We start from the raw sequence: 18,792 nt of genomic DNA on the forward strand, positions 1-18,792 counted from the left end.
GTTTGCTTTCAAATTATCTGGATGTCAACTCGAATATTTTGCGGCGCGCTAGAATGATGATTTTTACGCACAGTCCCTGTTATGCCGCCTGCCGCACTTCGTCTTCGCAAAGCTCCGCGCCAGAGCCGCGCCGTCAACACGGTGGATGCGCTGCTGGAAGCGGCTGCGCTGGTGCTGGAGGCGGAAGGGCTGGAAGGCTTTAACACCAATGCGGTGGCGCGTCGCGCCGGCGCCAGCATCGGCACGCTGTATCAATATTTTCCGAGTAAGGATGCGCTGACCCTGGCGCTGTTGATGCGCGAGGAAGCCAAGGCGCACGCCGCTGCCGCTGCGGCCGCCGCGCTGCCATCGTGGCGCGAGGCGTTGACGGCCTTTATCGACGTCGGCGTGGCGCAGCAGCTGACGCGGCCGAACTTGGCGCGGTTGCTGGATCAGGAAGAGGGACGTCCGGAGATCCGCGCGGCGATGGATGGGCAGCACAGCTTTCATGACCTGCTGCTTATCGTGCTCGACAAGCCCGACACGCCGCCGCATTTACAGGATGCGGCGCGCCGCAGTGTCGCTGCCGCCGATCTGTTCGTGATCATCCGTGGACTGGTGGACGCCGCCGGCCAGCGCGGCGAACGCGATGTGGATGACCTTGCCCGCCGCGTGCGCGCGGCAGCCTTTGGCGTGCTGGGCGGCTAGCTAGCTACCACGGCCAGGCCACGTTCAGGCCCGCGCCATCCCGTTGAGCAGCTTTATATAGATACTCTCCCAGCACCAGATCCTGCAAGGCCAGGCCGGTCATGTCGAAGACCGTGATATCCGATGGTTCGCGCGTGAACGATGCGTGGCTGGCCAGCAGGTCGCCCATCTGCACGCATGCCAGGCCGTTCGCCCATTGCATTTCACCGAGCGCGCTGGCCTGGGCCTGTTCGTCCACGACGATGCGCGCCTGTTGCAGCAAGCCCTCCGGCAGTTCCCGCTTGCCGCGCGTATCGGCGCCGACGCAGTTGATGTGTGCCCCCGGCTGCACCGCGCCTGCGCTGAACAGCGGCCCACGGCCCGGCGTCGCCGTGATGACGATGTCGCTGGCGGCGACCGCTGCGTCGGCATCGGCAGTATGTTCGGGCTTACCCCAGGCGGCGAATTGCGCTTCAAAGCCGGGGTCCGGCGCGCCGCTGTGCGACACGTAGCGAATCTCTTTTAACGAAGGCAAGGCGCGCAACGCTGCTGCTGTTTGGGCGGCGGCCTGCACGCCGGTGCCGAAGACGCACAGCGTTTCGCTATCCTGCCGCGCCAGCATGCGCAAGCCGAGTTCGCCCGCCGCCGCAGTCCGCGCGGTGGTGATCGCATTGCCATCCATAATGCAGCGCGGCCGCCCGGTTGCCGGGTCGAACAGCATCACTGTGGCCTGGTGCGGCTCGCCGCCAAGTGCGCGGTTGGCGGGCCAGAAACCCGCGGCCTTAAAACCCAGCACGTCCTGGCTGGCGATATCCCCCGATTTGATGCCAAACACGCCGCCCGTCGCCAGCGCCTCGCGCACGACAGGGAAGATGCGTCCCTGCTGTGACCCCTGCAGTGTGAATGCAGTGCTCACCGCTGTGAGCGCCATGTCCGGCGTGAGCAGGCCGTTAATGGTATCGCGGTCCAGAAGCAAAAGTTGGGCTTGATTGCGCATGATTGGCTAATTTGTCTAAAATTGGATAGAATGTATTTTATCGCAAATAAGGAGCTGGTCATGCAAGACATCCTGGAAACCCCGGTCCTGTTGTTGGACGAGCGCCGCATGCAGAACAATATCGAACGCATGCAGAATCGTATGGACAAGCTGGGCATGTCATTCCGTCCGCACGTCAAGACCAGCAAATGCCTGGAAGTGGTGCGCCGCCAGATCGCCGCCGGCGCGCGCGGCATTACCGTTTCGACGCTGAAGGAAGCGGAAGAGTTCTTTCGCGCGGGCGTCGAGGATATTCTGTACGCCGTCGCCATCGTGCCGAACAAGCTGGACCATGCGCTGAAGTTGATTCGCGCCGGGCTGCGCCTGACGCTGCTGGTGGAATCGGTGGCGATGGCGGAGCAGGTCGCCCGCCACGGCGCCGAACACGGCCTGACCTACGAGGTGCTGATTGAAATCGATACGGACGGCCACCGTTCCGGCGTCAAGCCTGCCGACCCGGTGCTGCTGGACATCGCCGCCGCATTGCAAGGCGGCGCGCGCCTCAAGGGCGTGATGACGCATGCCGGCGCCTCCTACGACCTGAATACGCCGGAAGCGCTGGAAGCGATGGCGGAGCAGGAACGCTCGCGTTGCGTGGCGGCCGCTATGTTGTTGCGTAGTGCTGGCCATGCGTGCGAAGTGGTGAGCGTCGGCTCCACGCCCACCGCCCTGAGTGCGCGCCACCTGGAAGGCGTGACGGAAGTGCGTGCCGGCGTGTACGTGTTCTTCGATATGGTGATGGCCGACGTGGGCGTGTGCACGCAGGACGACATCGCCATCAGCGTGCTGTGCACCGTGATCGGCCACCAGCCGGCGCAAGGCTGGGTCATTACCGATGGCGGCTGGATGGCGATGAGCCGCGACCTCGGCCATCACGAGCACGGCTACGGCGTGGTGTGCGACGCCGACGGCCAGCCGATTCCTGACCTCGGCTTCGGCAAGGCCAACCAGGAGCACGGCGTGCTGCAATGGCGCGGCGACGCGGGCGTCGACATCGCCCAGCGCTTTCCGGTCGGCAGCAGCCTGCGCGTGCTGCCGAATCACGCTTGCGCCACCGGCGCGCAGCACGGGCAATACCATGTTATTCCGCAAAACGGCGGCGATTGGCCGGTGTGGCCGCGCTTCAGCGGCTGGTAAAAGCGAGTAATTCGCTTGCGGCGGCGTTAAGTCGTTGATGGGAAAGGCTTTTCTGCGAATGAAAAGCGAGTTGAGGGCAGGGCGTTCGGGTCTTATTCTGATGGCTTCACCAACAGGAGTCAGACCATGAAATTCAATCACCTCAGCTTTCCATCCAGCGACGTTAAAGCCACCGCCAACTTCTTCGTGCAGCACCTCGGCTGCTCGCTGGAATTCATCAGCCCGGCGGCAGCGATGCTCAAGCGCGCCGGTTTCGACATCGTCATCGAGGCCAAGGATCATACCGTGGTGTGGCCGCACAACTTCCACCTCGGCTTCGAGTTGCCGTCGGTGGACGCAGTCAGCGAGCTGTATCAGCACTTGCTGGCGCAGGGCGTCACGATGAAGACCGGCATGTTTCAGCACGAGCGCGGCTCACGCTTCTTCTGCGAGGCGCCCGGTGGCCTGCTGTTCGAAATGAACACCCGTGCCGACGCCCACGAGAAGTACCGCGCCAGCTTTGAGCGCCAAGCCCTCGCCGACGCGGTAAAATAGCATTCTTTATATATCTCAGCTTTCACTCCGATGACCAACGCACCAGCCAAGCCAGTCCGTACCCGTTTCGCACCTAGCCCGACCGGCTACCTCCACCTCGGCGGCGCCCGCACGGCGCTGTATTCGTGGGCCTTCGCCCGTCACTTCGGCGGCACCTTCGTGCTGCGTATCGAAGACACCGATCTGGAACGCTCGACCCCGGAAGCCGTGCAGGCGATTATCGAAGGCATGGCGTGGCTGGGTCTGAATCACGACGAAGGCCCGTTCTACCAGATGCAGCGCATGGACCGCTACCGCGAAGTGGTCGGCCAGATGCTGGAAGCCGGCACCGCCTACCACTGCTATTCGTCGCCGGAAGAAGTGCAGGCGATGCGCGACCGCGCCACCGCCGCCGGCCAGAAGCCACGTTACGACGGCACCTGGCGTCCAGAGCCGGGCAAGACCCTGCCGGCGATTCCGGAAGGCCGCAAGCCAGTGGTTCGCTTCAAAAATCCGCTGGACGGCGAAGTGACCTGGAACGATTTCGTCAAAGGCACCATTACCATCGGCAATAAAGAGCTAGACGATCTGGTCATCGCCCGCACCGACGGCACGCCGACCTATAACTTCTGCGTCGCCATCGACGACCTGGATATGGAAATCAGTCACGTGCTGCGCGGCGACGACCACGTCAACAACACGCCACGCCAGATCAACATCCTGCGCGCCATCGGCGCAGCGCTGCCGGAGTACGGCCACCTGCCGATGATCCTGGGTTCGGACGGCGCCAAGATGTCCAAGCGCAAGGACGCGGTCAACGTCATGCAATACCCGGCCGAAGGCTATCTGCCGGAAGCCATCCTGAACTACCTGGCGCGCCTGGGCTGGAGCCATGGCGACGAGGAAGTGTTCTCGATGGAGCAGGTGTGCAGCTGGTTCGACGGTTCGCACCTGTCCAACTCGGCGGCGCAGTTCAACATCGAAAAGCTGAACTGGCTGAACAACCACTATATTAAGCAGGCCGACAACGAACGCCTGGCCGAACTGGCCAAGCCGCGCATGCTGGCCAACGGCGCCGTGTTCGAAGGTGCGCCGTCGCTGGCCGTGGTGCTGGGTCTGCTGAAAGAACGCACCAACACCGTCAACGAACTGGCCGATGCCGCCATGCTGTTCTACCGTGAGCCGCAGCCGGACGCCGCGCTGCTGACCCAGCACGTCACCGACGCCGTCAAGCCGGCGCTGGCCGATTTCGCCGAGCGTTGCAAAACGGTGGAGTGGAACAAGGCTGCGATCGCCGCGATGATCAAGGAAGTGCTGGCTGCGCATGGTTTGAAGATGCCGCAGATCGCCATGCCGTTGCGCCTGTTTATTACTGGCCAGTTGCAGACGCCGGCGATTGACGCGGTACTGGAAATCTTTGGCCGCGATACGGTTGTCGCGCGCCTGGCAAAGTTCATTTAATTAATTCATTGAAGCAGGGGCAAAGTTGCAAAAGGGTATTTGCATAATACGGCGCCTCTGCTATACTCTTGTCTCTCGCGCAAACGGGGGTATAGCTCAGCTGGGAGAGCGCTTGCATGGCATGCAAGAGGTCAGCGGTTCGATCCCGCTTACCTCCACCAGTTTGCAGAGGTTGTAGTGCCGTAGTAGTGCCAAGGTCCCCATCGTCTAGAGGCCTAGGACATCACCCTTTCACGGTGAGTACGGGGGTTCGAATCCCCCTGGGGACGCCAGCTTCGCCAAGGCTGGTAGTAGTAAATAATCTGTGCCAGAGGGGGTATAGCTCAGCTGGGAGAGCGCTTGCATGGCATGCAAGAGGTCAGCGGTTCGATCCCGCTTACCTCCACCAACGCACAGAGGATGATAGTAGTGCCGTAGTTCCGAGGTCCCCATCGTCTAGAGGCCTAGGACATCACCCTTTCACGGTGAGTACGGGGGTTCGAATCCCCCTGGGGACGCCAGCTTCGCCAAGGCTGGTCGGTAGTGGTAAATAGTTTCTGTGCCAGGGGGGTATAGCTCAGCTGGGAGAGCGCTTGCATGGCATGCAAGAGGTCAGCGGTTCGATCCCGCTTACCTCCACCAACGCACAGAGATGATAGTAAGTCGTAGTTCCAAGGTCCCCATCGTCTAGAGGCCTAGGACATCACCCTTTCACGGTGAGTACGGGGGTTCGAATCCCCCTGGGGACGCCAAAAATGATGAAGCCGCTTAGAGCGGCTTTTTTGTTTTCTGGGCCCATCAACATCCTTCCTTCCGCTTCCTTGTCGCCATCTGCGTGACAATTTGTGCATTTTTTCTTGATTGCAACATGGTAGGCTGTTGGCATGAAAAGAAAAATCGAAATTTCCCTGCTTGCGTGGTTTGTTTTTTTTGGTGTGGTGAGTGGAAGTTTTGCTGCTCGTCATACGCCCGAGCCTGGGTGGTGGCATTTGGTTTCGGGGCTGATTACAAGCACCGCCATCGGTGCTGTCATCGCGTAGGACAATGGAGCGCCGCCCGCAAGATTTCATGCTTCGACTTCGGGATGCGCTCGTTGCTTCCTGGGATAGGCAAACCGCTTACCTGGGCGTGGAAGAAATAGGAAATCCGGCCCTCGGCCAATGCTATCCAACGTCGCGAATCGTGCAGCATTACTATCCCGAGACAGAAATCATCAAGGGAAAGGTGTGGACTGGAAAATCGCTAGAGGTCCATTTCTGGAATGGGCTTCGCATTGGCGACGACTGGTATCACATTGATCTAAGCTGGCAGCAGTTTCCGGCTGGTTCCATCGTTCAAGAATTCGCAGTCATCGGGCGTCAAGAATTGAATGATAGTGAAGCGACGAGGCTGCGCTGCGCATTGCTGTTAAAGCGGGTTGATGACTACCTGCAAGCTTAGGCCTCAATCGGCAAGGTACAGGATGAAAAATCTCATTTTACTTTTATCGCTGGTAATTTCTGGTTGTGCGACCAAAGGCAACGTGTCTGATATCTCTATTTCCGAGTCAGGGGCTCACTTCCAAGGTAATACTTATACTTCTAAAGCAGACCTCGCAGCGGCCCTGGTATCGAGGAGGGGCGCAACTATTCATTTGGTGTTAGAGAAAGATGTTACATATAAGCAGGTTGAAATGACCATGGGCGCTATCCAAGATGCAGGTGCTGTTCTTGATGTTGGGTTGGTCGGCAGTTGCAAAGGACCATTGTTGAAGCAGGAAAGCTGCTAAGCAAGGACCGAAATCGGCCAATGGCGGTCGGTAATGATGCACTTTATCAGAACAAAACTTACGAGATTTTTTGTGGATAAATTAAATCGATACGAGGCTGGGCTGTCACGTAGCGCTCTCTGCCGTACCATACTTGGCGTGATTGCAGGCTGCATTATTGGCGCTTTTTTTGCAGGCCCGGTTGTGGGCTATTTCCGAAAATTTACCCCATGGCTAGGGACAACGGTGATTGTCGGAATAGTGGGATTAGTGATGGTAGCAATGCTCTTATTGCCCCTTATACTCAAACCACGCGCTAACAAAGACAAATGAGTTCAATCGTTCGATGGGGACGGGCCAATAGCGCTACAACCAAACGTGGGACTCTGTGAGTTTTGTGGGTTGCCCCAATGTTATTCTGATTGCAGTTGACTGCAACCGGCCAGCGGCGGACATTCATGGCTGCCAAGCTGGAGTAAAAAAATATGATGAAAATTGATAATCCCACCGTCATTGCGACACATGATTTCATCTGGTATAAAAGTGATGGTACTACAGTTCCAATGCAAATTATGATTGGTGCGCCATACAGGCAAGGTATGGACTGGGCATGTCCTTGCGCAATATTTGGCTTTGAGGGACGTTATGCTGACATAATGGGAATTAGCTCAATTCAAGCGCTGTCGTTGGCAATCAGTTTAGTCAAAAATCGACTTAGATGGATGATTGAAACGGGTGAAGTGTTAGACCTTTCACAAGATGGAAAGCACATCGGTCCAGAATTTATTGAATCGCTTTTTGGAGGCCGCTGACGGCCAAAACCAGACATTCAAAAATTAAAAGTATTACGTATCCATATCGAACCATACCGAAATGAAAAATACAATAGATTACTCAGATGACTATTCTGTCTCATATCGTGCTCAGCTAACTGCCGCAATATCGGAGTCAAAAAAATTAGGTTTTAATCGACCCCTTTTCATTTCTGAAAGGCTCGCTGTTGCAGATGAAACGCTAGCGGCAACCGCAAAATTTCTAAACCAATTCTCAGGTTTTTTAGATACCGTCGTACCTGGTTACTGGGGAAATTCCTGTCAAACGCTTTCTACGAACATCTTCGCTCAGCTTAATGGAAGAGGTATCGCTGCTGATATAGTGCTAGGAAATGTAATAATTAATGGTACGGATGAGTTCGACACTACTCTGAAAATCTTGCAGAACGAGTATTTCGCTGAAGACGATTTAATTGGGCACCAGCAGGTTCATGCTTGGGTTACTTTAGGCGATGATACGATTGTGGATGCTGCACTGCCACCTCGATTGGCAAAGCATTACAACGCCCCAGGCCATTTTAACGATATGATTTTTATTAATAGAGCAGCCACGCTTTCTTCCCGCTTCAAGGTTCGCTATCAACCAATTCTCGTTGGAACAGAGTTCTTTGCAAAAACAAATCCGCCAGACCCGATGGATTTACTGAAATCGATTCAGTCATTGCGGTATTAACAACTATAATGATCAAATGGGCATGACGTATTAGACCGAAATCGGCCAATATCGGACCTTCGCAACTCATTAAGATAAGATTTTTCATGTTTGGGTATCTTTGTAATTATGTTGTTCTATTTGCGGTTTGAGCTAGCTGTCCCACAAACTTTCGATTGATTATATGTCGCTTGAATTGATACTCGTTTTTGCACTAACAGCCCCGCCCTCGACAGACAGCTTGCAGGCCGCGTTAGTTCGCCACAGTATTCCAATTCAACTCTCACAAGTTCATGAACTACAAAAACACAAAGGATTCTTGCCGCTCGATTATGAGGCAAAGAAGACCGGCTTTTACGTTACTCAGCTAACGTACAACGAGCTGCTATCGGACTATCCAGAAGCCAAGCTTGCAACAGATGCTGGTAAGGCCGTGATTTCTTTAGAATTCGGTGGACATTTTTTGGAATGCGCTTCCGTATTTTAAATTGCCTCGGTACTGGTATCAGAGTTTGGCGCAAATGCGTTCGATACCGAGTCTCTCAGCTACCTCTCTCTTGAGGACATCAGTAGTAATGCATCAGCCTGCTACGAAGAGTCTAAAAAAACGGAAAATACAAAGTAATGCGTTGTGCTGCATTTCAGTACCCGTCAACAAATGACCTGCTGCCGAGACTTCGGCCTCGAGGGTCCGAGATGGGGCGTAAGCGGCCGGTCGTGAGCATGGGGTAAAGAATATTTCCTCGAAGTTGGCCACCTGTGGCACTTTTTCGTGTTGCTGTCGTGGCGGAATAGGGGGCTTCGATCATACTGAGGGCTCGGCGGATGAGCCAATTCAGCAATGTCATGTGCCGGTAATCCTGGCAAAGTATTGTGCTCTCTTTTCGCTGTCGCCTCTCGGCCGAGGTAAGGTCCTCACTATGCAGATGCTCGCCAATATCAATATGGACTCGTTGCTGGATACGCTGGTGTCGCTTGGCGCGGCGTTTGTGCTGGGCGGCGTGATCGGGTTGGAGCGGCAGTATCGGCAGCGCACTGCCGGACTGCGGACCAATGTGCTGGTGGCGGTCGGCGCGGCGATGTTTGTCGATATGGCCAATCGCTTGCAGGGGCATGAGGGGGCGGTGCATGTGATTGCGTACGTGGTGTCGGGCATCGGTTTTCTCGGCGCCGGCGCGATCATGCGCGAGGACGGCAACGTGCGTGGGCTGAATACTGCGGCGACGCTGTGGGGTTCGGCCTGCGTCGGTGCTGCCGCAGGCGCCGATCTGATCCTCGAAGCGGTGCTGGCCGCGCTGTTTGTGCTGGCCGCCAATACGCTGCTGCGGCCCATCGTCAATCAGATCAACCGCAAGCCGATCGATGTCGAATCGGTGGAGGTGACCAACATCGTCTACGTCATCGCGGAACGGCCGCATCAGAAAACGGTGATGGCGCAGCTGGAGGAGGCGCTGGAGCGCGGCAACTATCCAACCCGCGCGCTCAATCTGCATCCCTTCGGCAACGACGAGGTGGAGATCGAGGCGACGCTGGCCAGCACGTCTGTGGATGGCGACGACCTGGATCTGCTGGTAGCGCAGTTGCAAGGACTGGCCTTCGTGCGACAAGCTTTTTGGAGCCCTAGTACAGCGGATTAATGCATGAATTAAGTCATGCCAGCGGCGCCCTGATGTTGATGGCTACGCCGCCATTTAATTCGTAAGGCACATGCACTCCCGGACTTTCACTGCCGAAGTCTTTGGTATTGCGGGTAATGATGACTCGCGCCTGAGATTCTGCTGTGGCGCGGATAATGCAATCGGGCAGTTTGATTTTTTGTTGGGTTGCGAGGCTGGCGCCGCGTAGCGTGGCAGCACGATCCATGATGTTGTCGTCAGGATGAATAACGCGAATGCCAGCGCCCGCAAGCAGCGCATTAAAAGCTGCACGTTGCATCCGATCCATTTTGCACGCCACTTCAATCCAGGTAATCGAGCTGATGATTGCGTCATCGTAACTGGATAATTCCGCCGCCGCTTCCGGAATTCCTTCAAAGTTGTCGATCAGAATATTTGTGTCGAACAGGAATATTGCCATTCGTCGCGTACCTCGCGCTGGTACTCGACTCCCTCATGCGGCTTGGTTGGGTCGTCTTTCCAGATGCCGTGCATGCTCATGATCGCTGCATGACGCCGCTGGCGTTTGGTAAGGAGGTTGGCTTGCTCGTTTAACTTCGTCGACGGAGCTGCTGATTGACGCCCCAGATCGCGCATGGCTTCAATTATCGTGCTGCTGATTTGCGCAAGCTTGAAAGGCATCCGCTGTTTGGGGGCCATGGCTTACCTCGACGTCAGTTTTGGTTAAAGCTAGTGTATAACATTTAAATAGCAGCGGTTCCCGCTGCGGTCGTAGCAACGTTGCGGCACTGCCAATCTTGCTGTGTTTTTTCAGCAAAAACGGGGTTGGCTATTGCGTTCGTGGTGGGGTGCTGCTATGATTCGCGCCTTGGAAATGTCCCCATCGTCTAGAGGCCTAGGACATCACCCTTTCACGGTGAGTACGGGGGTTCGAATCCCCCTGGGGACGCCAACGCGACATTTCCAAGCGGCCAGTACGGACAGTTTCTGTCCCCATCGTCTAGAGGCCTAGGACATCACCCTTTCACGGTGAGTACGGGGGTTCGAATCCCCCTGGGGACGCCAAATCATGCAAAAAGCCGCCTTGTGCGGCTTTTTGCATTTCCGGGCTCACCACATGATCGGGTTGTACGGTTTCGGGATCGGGAACTGGCCCACGTGCAGCTGCGGCCACTGCATGCCGAAGTTGCCCATGTGTGCACGCGCCATATCGAACGCGAACGGATCGTACACCGGCGCCTGCGCCATCAACGGCGTCGCCATCAACGGCGCGATCATCGGTGCGACAAGCGGCGTGACCATCGGCCCCATCATCTGCTGCGGCTGCATCGCCGTCCGCGCGGCCTGCGTTTGCAAGCCCACCGCCAACAACACATCCGGTAAGCCGAAACCGGTACGGCTCTGGTCGCCCAGGCTGACGCGGTGCGCGCTGGCGCGGATGATCTGGAACAGCCGCTCGACCCGCTCCGGTCCGCGCGCCTGGTACTGCGCGGTCTGGAAGTCCGGATGATGCGCCACCGTCAGCGCCGCCAGTCCGGTCACGTGCGGCGTGGCCATCGAGGTGCCGTCCCAGGCGGCGAAGTTATTCGGCGGCACGCACGAGGTGATCGCCACGCCCGGCGCGCACACGCCCACCTGCGGCCCGAAGCAGCTGAACTTGGCCGTGAAGTAGCCGTTGGCGTCGACATTGGTGTCCAGCGTTTGCGCGTGGTAGCTGTCGGCCGGGAATTCGTCCAGCTTGCCGATAGCCGACACTGCCAGCACGTTGGGCGACGAAGCAGGGTACTGCACTGGTCCGCCCGAGTTGCCAGCCGCGACGATGCACGCCACGCCGGCGCGCTTGGCGCGGATGATCTGCTGCTCCAGCGTCTCTGATACTTCGGCGCCGCCCAGCGACAGGTTGACCACGTCGATCTGCTTGTCGATGCAGTATTCCAGCGCGTCGATCAACTGGCTGACCTGGCCGCCGGGGAACAACTTGCAGGCGTGTACCTCCGCATCCGGCGCGAAGCCGCGAATACCGGACGCGATGTCGGCCGCCGCGATCACGCCGGCACAGTGGGTGCCGTGGCCCAGTGTGTCCTGGTCCCAGCTATCGGGATTGGTCTGCTTGTTGAGCACGTCGAAGCCGGCGTGGATGCCATGCAGGTTGTCGTGCGAGGTGGCGGCGCCGGAATCGATGATGGCGATTTTCACGCCCTGGCCGCGATAGTTTCCGGGCAGCTGGTCGAGCCGCATGGCCTTCTGGCCCCAGCCGTAGCAGCGCTGGCGCGGAAAGCCGGCCAGCGCCGGCCAGTCGGACAGCGCGCGCAGCGCCACCACGTTAGGCTCGTCGCTGCTGATGTCGGGATCGCTCTGGTAAAAGCTCCAGTAGTCGGCTTTGGGCTTGACGTACAGGCCGCGCACGGTGTCGGGCGTTTCACCAAACAGCGACAAGGTCACGCGGCCATTGGCGTCGGTCACGCCGCTGGCGGGCAGCATGCTGCCGAATAGTGACACCTCGGCATTGGCCTGCGGCGTGCCGTCCTTGCCGACCACGCTGATGACGGCGTTGAGCACCGGTCCCCCGCCATTGGTTGGCGTCACGCCGGTGACCATGGCGGGCAGGCGCAGCGACGGGTCCATCAGCGCCAGATGCTGGTCGCGTTCAACCAGCAGGCGGCCCTGGCCTTGTTGGTGCAGCGCGGCGGCTTTCTGCTCCGTCATGCGCGCCACCAGCACGCCTTGCGACGCGCCGCTGCCGTCGGACAGCGCACTCAGCACCGAGCGCGGACCGACCTTGTCGACTACCTCGATATCGTTGCTGTTGCGCAGCGCCTGTTCCAGCGCATCGAATTGCAGGGGCTGGAAGCCCAGTGTCTGCAAGGCTTCCGTCTGATGGCGCGGGGCGATGACGAATTGTTTTTTGCGTGCGCCGATGGCGTGGCCGGTGCTGCCGGCGTGGCCGTTGCTTTGCGGCGCGGACTCGCCATCGGCGCCGCTGGCCATGGTGTCGGTGGCGCGCGTGTCACCGCTGCTGGCACTGCTTGAGCCGGAGCGGCGGCCGCCAGGACTGCTGCTTTCCGCCGGCGAGGCAGTATCGCCGTCAATCGCGGAAGGTGGAAGGTCTGGCGGCGTAGTGCTGCCGCCATTGGGATTTTTAGGCATGATGTTCCTTTCAAAAGGGATCGGCCGCACCGCTGTCGAACATGGAGAGCGGGCGGTCCGGTTCTATGGTCAATTGGTGCGAGGGGGTGCCGGTAAGGCGGAAATGCTGGTCCAGCAGGCGCGCCTTGTCCGGGCTGATTTCCACGACCGCCGTGTGCGGCCGGTCGCGCGGGCCGATGACGTCGACCACGGCGATCTCGGGATCGGTGGCGGCCACCGTCAGGAAGTCGTTGAGCGGCGCGCCGAGCGCGGCATGGACGAGGAAGCGGGCCTTGTCCGGCATGGCTTGCGTGGCGCTTGAGGTTTCAGGCATGAGGAATTCTCCTTAAAGCACAGCGCCCTCCGGCAGCCGGGCCGCCGGAGGGCAAATTGGCGAGCGCCCGCGTCCGGGCGCTGCCGCGATCAATGCAAGGTTTGCTGGCCGTACAGCGCGCTGTTGCCTTGCTGTGCCGCCGCCAGTTGCGCCAGCTGTGCCTGTTGCGCTTGTTGTGCGTAGGCGGCCGTTACCGGATCGACGCCGAACGGCAGCATGCCGCCCAGTTGACCGGCGATGCCGCCGATGGTGTTGCCCAGGCCAGCGTTACCGAAGGCGCCGCCAATCGCGCCGCCCAGCGGCTGCGCCACGCTCTTGATGATGTTGCCGAACCAGCCCTGCGGCGCCAGGCCTTGTTGCGCCAGCACGTCCTGCTGGCCTTGGGCGTAGGCCTGGGTGACCGGGTCGGCGCTGAATGGCAGCATGGTGGACTGCGGCGGCACCGGCACGGTGGGGCTGATGATGCCGGTGTACGGACGGTATTTGCGCATCAGGTCATTGAACCAGCCTTGCGGCGCCAGGCCTTGTTGCTGTAGCTGTTGTAGTTGCGCTTGCTGCGCATAGGCTTGCGTCACCGGGTCGGCGGCAAACGGCAGCATGCCGCCCAGATGGCCGGCGATGCCGCCGATGGTGTTGCCCAGGCCGGCGTTACCGAAGACGCCGCCGATCGCGCCCCCCAGTGGTTGCGCCACGTTCTTGATGATGTTGCCGAACCAGCCTTGCGGCGCCAGCCCTTGTTGTTGCAGCTGTTGGAGTTGCGCTTGCTGCGCGTAGGCTTGTGTTACCGGGTCGGCGGCAAACGGCAGCATGCCGCCCAGTTGGCCGGCGATGCCACCGATGGTGTTGCCCAGGCCGGCGTTACCGAAGGCGCCGCCAATCGCGCCGCCCAGCGGCTGCGCGACGCTCTTGATGATGTTGCCGAACCAGCCTTGCGGGGCCAGGCCTTGTTGCGCCAGTTGGGCTTGTTGTAGCAGTTGCTGTTGTTGTGCTTGTTGCGCATAGGCGGCAGCGACCGGATCGACGCCGAACGGCAGCAGCCCGCCGCCAATGCCGCCGGCGGCCGAACCGATCTGGCGGCCCAGGTTGGCATTGCCGAACAGGCCGCCGATGCCGCGACCAATCAGGCCGCCCAGCGGGGCGCCGATCAGGCCACCGAAGAAACCTTGCGGGGCGAGCTCGCCGTATTGCTGTGGTGCGATTTGTTGTCCATAGTATTGTTGAAACTCGTTCATGACATCTCCTTGTTGTTGGTGACTGCAGCGGGCCAGGGGGCCACGCTGGAAGGATTGGACTAGGGGCGATGCATGAAGTTTTGGTATTCTTGGTGGCCGCTGCGCGGTAATCAGGTATCATCCAGCCTCGATTTTTTCTGCCTGCACACATATGAAACTGGACCTGTTCTGCCGCGTGGTCGACAACTACGGCGACATCGGCATCTGCTGGCGTCTCGCCAAACAGCTGGTGCGCGAGCATGGGCTGGCGGTCACGCTGTATGTCGATGACCTGGCCAGCTTCCAGCGCATCTGCCCGCCGGTGGACGTGGCTGCCGAACGCCAGCAGGTGGAGGGCGTGACCGTGCGTCACTGGCGCAGCCAGGACGACATCTACACGCCGGACGAGGTGGCGGACATCGTGGTTGAATTCTTCGCGGTCGATCTGCCGCCCGGTTACATCAACGCCATGGCGCAGCGCCAATCACGTCCCGTATGGTTCAACCTGGAAGGGCTGACGGCAGAAGAGTGGGTAGAGGGCTGCCACCGCCTGCCGTCGTCGCAGCCGCAGTCGCTGGTCAAGCATTTCTTCTTCCCGGGCTTTACCGAAAAAACCGGCGGCCTGCTGCGCGAGGCGGCGCTGGAACAGCAACGCCTGCAATTCGCGCCGGCGCCGTTCCTCCAGCAACTGGGTCTGACGCCGGACGAGATGGCGGCCACCAAGGTGTCGCTGTTCTGCTATCCGCACGCGCCGGTGGCGGCGTTGTTCGAGGTGTGGCAGCAGGGCGCCACACCGGTCGCCTGCCTGGTGCCGGAAGGCGTGGCGGCCGATGCCGTGCGCGCCTTCATCGGCGGCGAAGGCAAGGCGGGCGAGGTCGCCACGCATGGCGCGCTGACGGTGCGGGTGCTGCCCTTCTTGCCGCAGCCGGATTACGACAAGCTGCTGTGGGCTTGCGATTTGAATTTCGTGCGCGGCGAGGATTCCTTCGTGCGCGCGCAGTGGGCCGGCAAGCCGTTCATCTGGCACATCTACCCGCAGGACGAAAACCTGCACCACAAGAAGCTGCGCGCCTTCCTGCAACGCTACGCCGGCGAGCTGCCGGGCCTGGCCGCGTTCTCGCTGGCCTGGAACGGCGCCGCCGCGAGTGGCGACGACTGGTCCGCCTTATGGGGCGCGCTGGCGGGAGAGAGCGCCGTTGCTACCGTCCGCGCCGCCGAATGGCAGCAGCAAATGCTGGCGTACGGCGATCTAGCCAGCAATATGCTGTCGTTTGCAGCCACGCTGAGATAGGCGCTGCCGGAAAAACAAGGTACAATGCCGGGTTAATCTCTGACGCATTTTTTACCCGATCAAACGTAAGCCTGCGTGGCGACGATGATCTTTACGCAACCACCTTATTAAGTAGAATTACTATGAAACCTGCAAAAGAAATTCGTGTTGGCAATATCATTATGGTTGACGCTAAGCCATTCATCGTGCTGCGCTCCGATGTCAATGGTTCGAGCCGCACGGGCTTCACCTACAAGTGGAAGATGAAGAACCTGCTGACCAACGCACCGCTGGAAAACGTATTCCGCGGTGACGACAAGTTCGACGTCGTGGTTCTGGACAAAAAGCCAGTGACCTACTCGTACTTCGCCGATCCACTGTACGTGTTCATGGACGCTGACTACGAACAGTACGAAATCGAAGAAGAAAACCTGGGCGAATCGCTGAACTACCTGAAAGACGGCATGGAATGCGAAGCCGTGTTCTACGATGGCAAAGCCATCTCGGTAGAACTGCCAACCACCATCCAGCGTCAGATCGTGTACTCGGAGCCTGCAGTTAAAGGCAACACTTCGGGCAACGTGACCAAAGAAGCGAAAATCGAAAACGCCATCGAATCGAAGCAGTTCTCGATCCAGGTGCCACTGTTCGTTTCGCAAGACGACCTGATCGAAATCGACACCCGCACCAACGAATTCAAGAAAGTTGTCCGTAACTAAGACGACGTTTTTGTAAGAAAAGCACACCCGCGCAAGTCGGTGTGCTTTTTTTTCGTCAATTTTTGTGGTGTAAGTTGCAACCTGCTGATATATTAATGCAACGCAATAAATGCGGCGAATTAGTGATCAAAGCAAAACCAACCACGAGGATGGCATGGATCGCAGGGATTTCGTAAAAATGGGGCTGGCGGCGGGGGCTGTCACGAGCGGCAACCGGGTGTTGGCGGCGCCGAGCAATGCTGCGGCGCGGCAGCTCGGCACGGGCGGCATACTCGACGCGGGCGTCTGGGAACAGCAGCAGATGATGGAGGCCGGCAAGCTGACCTCGCATTCGCTGACGTCGCAATATCTGGCGCGCATCAAGACCATCGACAAGTCTGGCCCGCGCCTGAACTCCATCATCGAAATCAATCCCGAAGCGCTGAAAATCGCGCTGGACATGGACCGCGAGCGCAACCTCAAGCGCGTGCGCGGCCCGCTGCACGGCATCCCGGTTCTGCTGAAAGATAACATCGCCACCGGCGACCGCATGAGCACCACGGCCGGTTCGCTGGCGCTGGCCGGCGTGCGCGCGGCGCGCGATGCGCATGTGACGGCGCAGCTGCGGGCGGCCGGCGCGGTTATCATCGGCAAGACCAATTTGAGCGAGTGGGCCAATATGCGCTCCACCAATTCCATCAGCGGCTGGAGCGGGCGCGGTGGCTTGACCTTGAATCCGTATTCGCTGGACCGCAATTGCAGCGGTTCCAGCTCCGGCTCCGGCGCGGCGATTGCGGCCGGCCTGGCGACGCTGGCGGTAGGCACCGAGACCGATGGTTCGATCGTGTCGCCGGCGTCGATTTGCGGGCTGGTTGGCATCAAGCCGACATTGGGCCTGGTCAGCCGCAGCGGCATTATCCCGATCGCGCATTCGCAGGACACCGCCGGCCCGATGGCGCGCAGCGTCGCCGATGCGGCCCTGATGCTGTCGGCGATGGCGGGCGTGGACCCGAAAGATCCGGTGACGTCGGAAAGCGTCGGCAAGGTCGGCGACTACCGCGCGGCGCTGGACAAGGGCGGCCTGAAAGGCGTGCGCATCGGCGTGGCGCGTAATTTCTTCGGCCATCTGGCGGAGCTGGACGCGGTGATCGAGAAAGCGCTATTGGACCTGAAGGCGCAAGGCGCGGTGCTGGTTGAAACCGAAGTGCCCAACGTCGGCAAGTACGGCGACAGCGAAACCGAAGTGCTGCTGTACGAATTCAAGACCGATCTGGAAACGTACCTGAAGGAGTATGCGCCGAACGCGCCGGTGTCCAATATGGCCGACGTGATTGCCTTCAACCAGAAGCATCAGCAGCAGGAGATGCCTTACTTCGGGCAGGATTACCTGGAGCAGTCGCAGGCCAAGGGCGGGCTGGAATCGCCGGCCTACAAGGAGGCGCTGGCCAATAACCGCCGCTACGCGCGCGCGGAAGGCATCGACCAGGTGATGAAGCAGCACCAGCTCGACGCACTGGTGGCGCCGACCGGCGGCCCGGCGTGGCTGACGGATTTCATCAACGGCGATCATTTTGTCGGCGGCTTCTCGTCGCCGGCGGCGGTGGCGGGCTATCCGCACATCACGGTGCCGGCCGGGCATGTGCATGGGCTGCCGGTGGGCTTGTCGTTTGTCGGCGCGGCCTACAGCGAGGCGGCCTTGATCCGCATGGCGTATGCATATGAACAGGCGACGCTGCACCGGCGCGCGCCGCAGTTCCCGCCGAGCGTATCGCTGGCGGTGCGCTAGTTTTTCAGTACGTGACGGAAGGTGGGCTCGATGCCCAATGCGTGCAGGTGCTTGACGATGTCTTCCAGCGTGGCGTCTTTCAGCAGCAGGCCTTGCGGCGTGGCGGCTGATGGCATGGGCGCCGGCGCGGCTTTGACTGCGGTGTGGCGGCGTTGCAGCGTGTCCATCGCGTGCGCGAATGCTTCGTCGCTGATGCAGTGCAGCTTTTCCAGGAAGGCCGCCTGCGACAACTCATTCGGTGGCATCTCCAGGCCCAGGTCTTCGGCCAGCGCGCCACCCATGCCCGGATTGATGAACGATGCCCACAAGCCAGTGGCGACGTGCAGGCATGGCGGCAGCTCGACTACCGTGCGGCCCAAATCAATCGCCTCGTCTTCAAAGTAAGCCTTGTGCAGCAAGGCCAGGAACTGGCGCGCGCGCTCGGTGGAGATGGGAGAGGCCAGCGACAGCCACAGACGATAGCTCTCGCCGCCGGATACGCTGACCGCCGGTGCGGGCAAATCCAGATCCGATTGCAGCGCGTTGGCGACTTCGCACAGGCGCAGCCAATGCTGCTCGCCGTGCGCCTTGTGAAAATCGATGACGATGGCGCGCGTCATGCCGTCCTGCGCCAGGTCGAAGGCAAACGTCGCCTCGCCGCGCAGGTGATGCTGCAGGCGCTGGTGATTGTCGGCGTTGAGCAGGAACAGCCTTCTCAGTTCTGAAATTAATTTGTCCATGCCTGCAT

General features: G+C 59.6%; 22 protein-coding genes and 8 tRNA genes. 23 read left to right on the forward strand and 7 right to left on the reverse strand.

Annotated features, from left to right (window positions below):
- Positions 1 to 81: 81 nt before the first annotated feature.
- Positions 82 to 687, forward strand: coding sequence for a TetR/AcrR family transcriptional regulator (locus tag GTP69_RS19455; protein ID WP_161056410.1), 606 nt, complete (start codon positions 82 to 84; stop codon positions 685 to 687).
- Positions 688 to 691: 4 nt separating this feature from the next.
- Here the strand turns inward: GTP69_RS19455 and GTP69_RS19460 are convergent, their stop codons facing one another.
- Positions 692 to 1,663, reverse strand: coding sequence for an ornithine cyclodeaminase family protein (locus GTP69_RS19460; RefSeq protein ID WP_161056411.1), 972 nt, complete (start codon positions 1,661 to 1,663; stop codon positions 692 to 694).
- Positions 1,664 to 1,723: 60 nt separating this feature from the next.
- On the opposite strand from GTP69_RS19460, the gene GTP69_RS19465 reads away from it, so the two are divergent.
- The 17 genes from GTP69_RS19465 (at position 1,724) to GTP69_RS19545 (ending at position 9,661) form a co-directional block, all read left to right on the forward strand.
- Positions 1,724 to 2,839, forward strand: a complete 1,116-nt coding sequence (locus GTP69_RS19465) for an alanine racemase (RefSeq protein ID WP_161056412.1) — start codon at positions 1,724 to 1,726, stop codon at positions 2,837 to 2,839.
- Positions 2,840 to 2,965: 126 nt separating this feature from the next.
- Complete coding sequence (locus GTP69_RS19470) at positions 2,966 to 3,373, forward strand: VOC family protein (protein ID WP_110848792.1); 408 nt, start codon at positions 2,966 to 2,968, stop codon at positions 3,371 to 3,373.
- Positions 3,374 to 3,403: 30 nt separating this feature from the next.
- On the forward strand, positions 3,404 to 4,813 hold the full coding sequence (gene gltX, locus GTP69_RS19475) for a glutamate--tRNA ligase (protein WP_161056413.1): 1,410 nt from the start codon (positions 3,404 to 3,406) through the stop codon (positions 4,811 to 4,813).
- Between the two features lie 85 nt (positions 4,814 to 4,898).
- A tRNA-Ala gene (locus GTP69_RS19480) sits at positions 4,899 to 4,974 on the forward strand.
- A 35-nt stretch (positions 4,975 to 5,009) separates the two neighbouring features.
- Positions 5,010 to 5,085: transfer RNA gene (locus GTP69_RS19485), tRNA-Glu, on the forward strand.
- A gap of 40 nt (positions 5,086 to 5,125) precedes the next feature.
- Positions 5,126 to 5,201 (forward strand) — tRNA-Ala (locus GTP69_RS19490).
- A gap of 36 nt (positions 5,202 to 5,237) precedes the next feature.
- Positions 5,238 to 5,313 (forward strand) — tRNA-Glu (locus tag GTP69_RS19495).
- Between the two features lie 45 nt (positions 5,314 to 5,358).
- Positions 5,359 to 5,434, forward strand: a tRNA-Ala gene (locus tag GTP69_RS19500).
- Positions 5,435 to 5,468: 34 nt separating this feature from the next.
- Positions 5,469 to 5,544 (forward strand) — tRNA-Glu (locus GTP69_RS19505).
- Between the two features lie 132 nt (positions 5,545 to 5,676).
- Positions 5,677 to 5,832 carry a hypothetical protein gene (locus GTP69_RS19510; protein ID WP_161056414.1) on the forward strand — a complete coding sequence of 52 codons (156 nt, stop codon included), beginning with the start codon at positions 5,677 to 5,679 and terminating at the stop codon, positions 5,830 to 5,832.
- 4 nt (positions 5,833 to 5,836) lie between these two features.
- Positions 5,837 to 6,232, forward strand: coding sequence for a YunG family protein (locus tag GTP69_RS19515; RefSeq protein WP_161056415.1), 396 nt, complete (start codon positions 5,837 to 5,839; stop codon positions 6,230 to 6,232).
- 22 nt (positions 6,233 to 6,254) lie between these two features.
- Complete coding sequence (locus tag GTP69_RS19520; protein WP_161056416.1) at positions 6,255 to 6,560, forward strand: hypothetical protein; 306 nt, start codon at positions 6,255 to 6,257, stop codon at positions 6,558 to 6,560.
- A gap of 33 nt (positions 6,561 to 6,593) precedes the next feature.
- Entirely contained in the window at positions 6,594 to 6,872 is a 279-nt protein-coding gene (locus GTP69_RS19525) for a hypothetical protein (protein WP_161056417.1), read from the forward strand.
- Positions 6,873 to 7,024: 152 nt separating this feature from the next.
- On the forward strand, positions 7,025 to 7,351 hold the full coding sequence (locus tag GTP69_RS19530) for a DUF6968 family protein (protein ID WP_161056418.1): 327 nt from the start codon (positions 7,025 to 7,027) through the stop codon (positions 7,349 to 7,351).
- Positions 7,352 to 7,412: 61 nt separating this feature from the next.
- Positions 7,413 to 8,045 carry a hypothetical protein gene (locus GTP69_RS19535; protein ID WP_161056419.1) on the forward strand — a complete coding sequence of 211 codons (633 nt, stop codon included), beginning with the start codon at positions 7,413 to 7,415 and terminating at the stop codon, positions 8,043 to 8,045.
- Positions 8,046 to 8,208: 163 nt separating this feature from the next.
- Positions 8,209 to 8,511 (forward strand): hypothetical protein, encoded by a 303-nt coding sequence (locus tag GTP69_RS19540; RefSeq protein ID WP_161056420.1) that lies wholly within the window; start codon positions 8,209 to 8,211, stop codon positions 8,509 to 8,511.
- Between the two features lie 433 nt (positions 8,512 to 8,944).
- Complete coding sequence (locus tag GTP69_RS19545) at positions 8,945 to 9,661, forward strand: MgtC/SapB family protein (RefSeq protein WP_161056421.1); 717 nt, start codon at positions 8,945 to 8,947, stop codon at positions 9,659 to 9,661.
- Between the two features lie 13 nt (positions 9,662 to 9,674).
- Here the strand turns inward: GTP69_RS19545 and GTP69_RS19550 are convergent, their stop codons facing one another.
- Positions 9,675 to 10,100 (reverse strand): PIN domain-containing protein, encoded by a 426-nt coding sequence (locus GTP69_RS19550; RefSeq protein WP_161056422.1) that lies wholly within the window; start codon positions 10,098 to 10,100, stop codon positions 9,675 to 9,677.
- Positions 10,067 to 10,339 carry a hypothetical protein gene (locus GTP69_RS19555; RefSeq protein WP_161056423.1) on the reverse strand — a complete coding sequence of 91 codons (273 nt, stop codon included), beginning with the start codon at positions 10,337 to 10,339 and terminating at the stop codon, positions 10,067 to 10,069. The genes GTP69_RS19550 and GTP69_RS19555 overlap by 34 nt, the downstream gene beginning before the upstream one ends.
- 177 nt (positions 10,340 to 10,516) lie before the next feature.
- Here GTP69_RS19555 and GTP69_RS19560 point away from each other — a divergent pair.
- Both GTP69_RS19560 and GTP69_RS19565 read left to right on the forward strand, forming a co-directional pair.
- Positions 10,517 to 10,592, forward strand: a tRNA-Glu gene (locus GTP69_RS19560).
- 37 nt (positions 10,593 to 10,629) lie between these two features.
- Positions 10,630 to 10,705 (forward strand) — tRNA-Glu (locus GTP69_RS19565).
- A 45-nt stretch (positions 10,706 to 10,750) separates the two neighbouring features.
- Here GTP69_RS19565 and GTP69_RS19570 read toward each other — a convergent pair.
- From GTP69_RS19570 to GTP69_RS19580, 3 genes are all read right to left on the reverse strand, one after another.
- Positions 10,751 to 12,787, reverse strand: coding sequence for a S8 family serine peptidase (locus GTP69_RS19570; protein WP_161056424.1), 2,037 nt, complete (start codon positions 12,785 to 12,787; stop codon positions 10,751 to 10,753).
- A 10-nt stretch (positions 12,788 to 12,797) separates the two neighbouring features.
- Positions 12,798 to 13,100, reverse strand: a complete 303-nt coding sequence (locus GTP69_RS19575; protein ID WP_161056425.1) for a hypothetical protein — start codon at positions 13,098 to 13,100, stop codon at positions 12,798 to 12,800.
- 89 nt (positions 13,101 to 13,189) lie between these two features.
- Positions 13,190 to 14,332, reverse strand: coding sequence for a hypothetical protein (locus GTP69_RS19580; protein WP_161056426.1), 1,143 nt, complete (start codon positions 14,330 to 14,332; stop codon positions 13,190 to 13,192).
- A gap of 151 nt (positions 14,333 to 14,483) precedes the next feature.
- Between GTP69_RS19580 and earP the strand changes: the two genes are divergently transcribed.
- The 3 genes from earP (at position 14,484) to GTP69_RS19595 (ending at position 18,065) form a co-directional block, all read left to right on the forward strand.
- Positions 14,484 to 15,602: an elongation factor P maturation arginine rhamnosyltransferase EarP gene (gene earP / locus GTP69_RS19585; protein WP_161056427.1), complete on the forward strand. Its 1,119-nt coding sequence runs from the start codon at positions 14,484 to 14,486 to the stop codon at positions 15,600 to 15,602.
- Positions 15,603 to 15,724: 122 nt separating this feature from the next.
- Complete coding sequence (locus GTP69_RS19590; protein ID WP_110848779.1) at positions 15,725 to 16,300, forward strand: elongation factor P; 576 nt, start codon at positions 15,725 to 15,727, stop codon at positions 16,298 to 16,300.
- A 154-nt stretch (positions 16,301 to 16,454) separates the two neighbouring features.
- Complete coding sequence (locus GTP69_RS19595) at positions 16,455 to 18,065, forward strand: amidase (RefSeq protein WP_161056428.1); 1,611 nt, start codon at positions 16,455 to 16,457, stop codon at positions 18,063 to 18,065.
- On the opposite strand, the gene GTP69_RS19600 is transcribed toward GTP69_RS19595, so the two are convergent.
- Complete coding sequence (locus tag GTP69_RS19600) at positions 18,062 to 18,784, reverse strand: TOTE conflict system archaeo-eukaryotic primase domain-containing protein (RefSeq protein WP_161056429.1); 723 nt, start codon at positions 18,782 to 18,784, stop codon at positions 18,062 to 18,064. The two genes, GTP69_RS19595 and GTP69_RS19600, sit on opposite strands and share 4 nt — an antisense overlap.
- Positions 18,785 to 18,792: the final 8 nt, after the last annotated feature.

The organism is Duganella levis (assembly GCF_009857605.1).
Classification (GTDB): Bacteria; Pseudomonadota; Gammaproteobacteria; order Burkholderiales; family Burkholderiaceae_D; genus Rugamonas; species Rugamonas levis.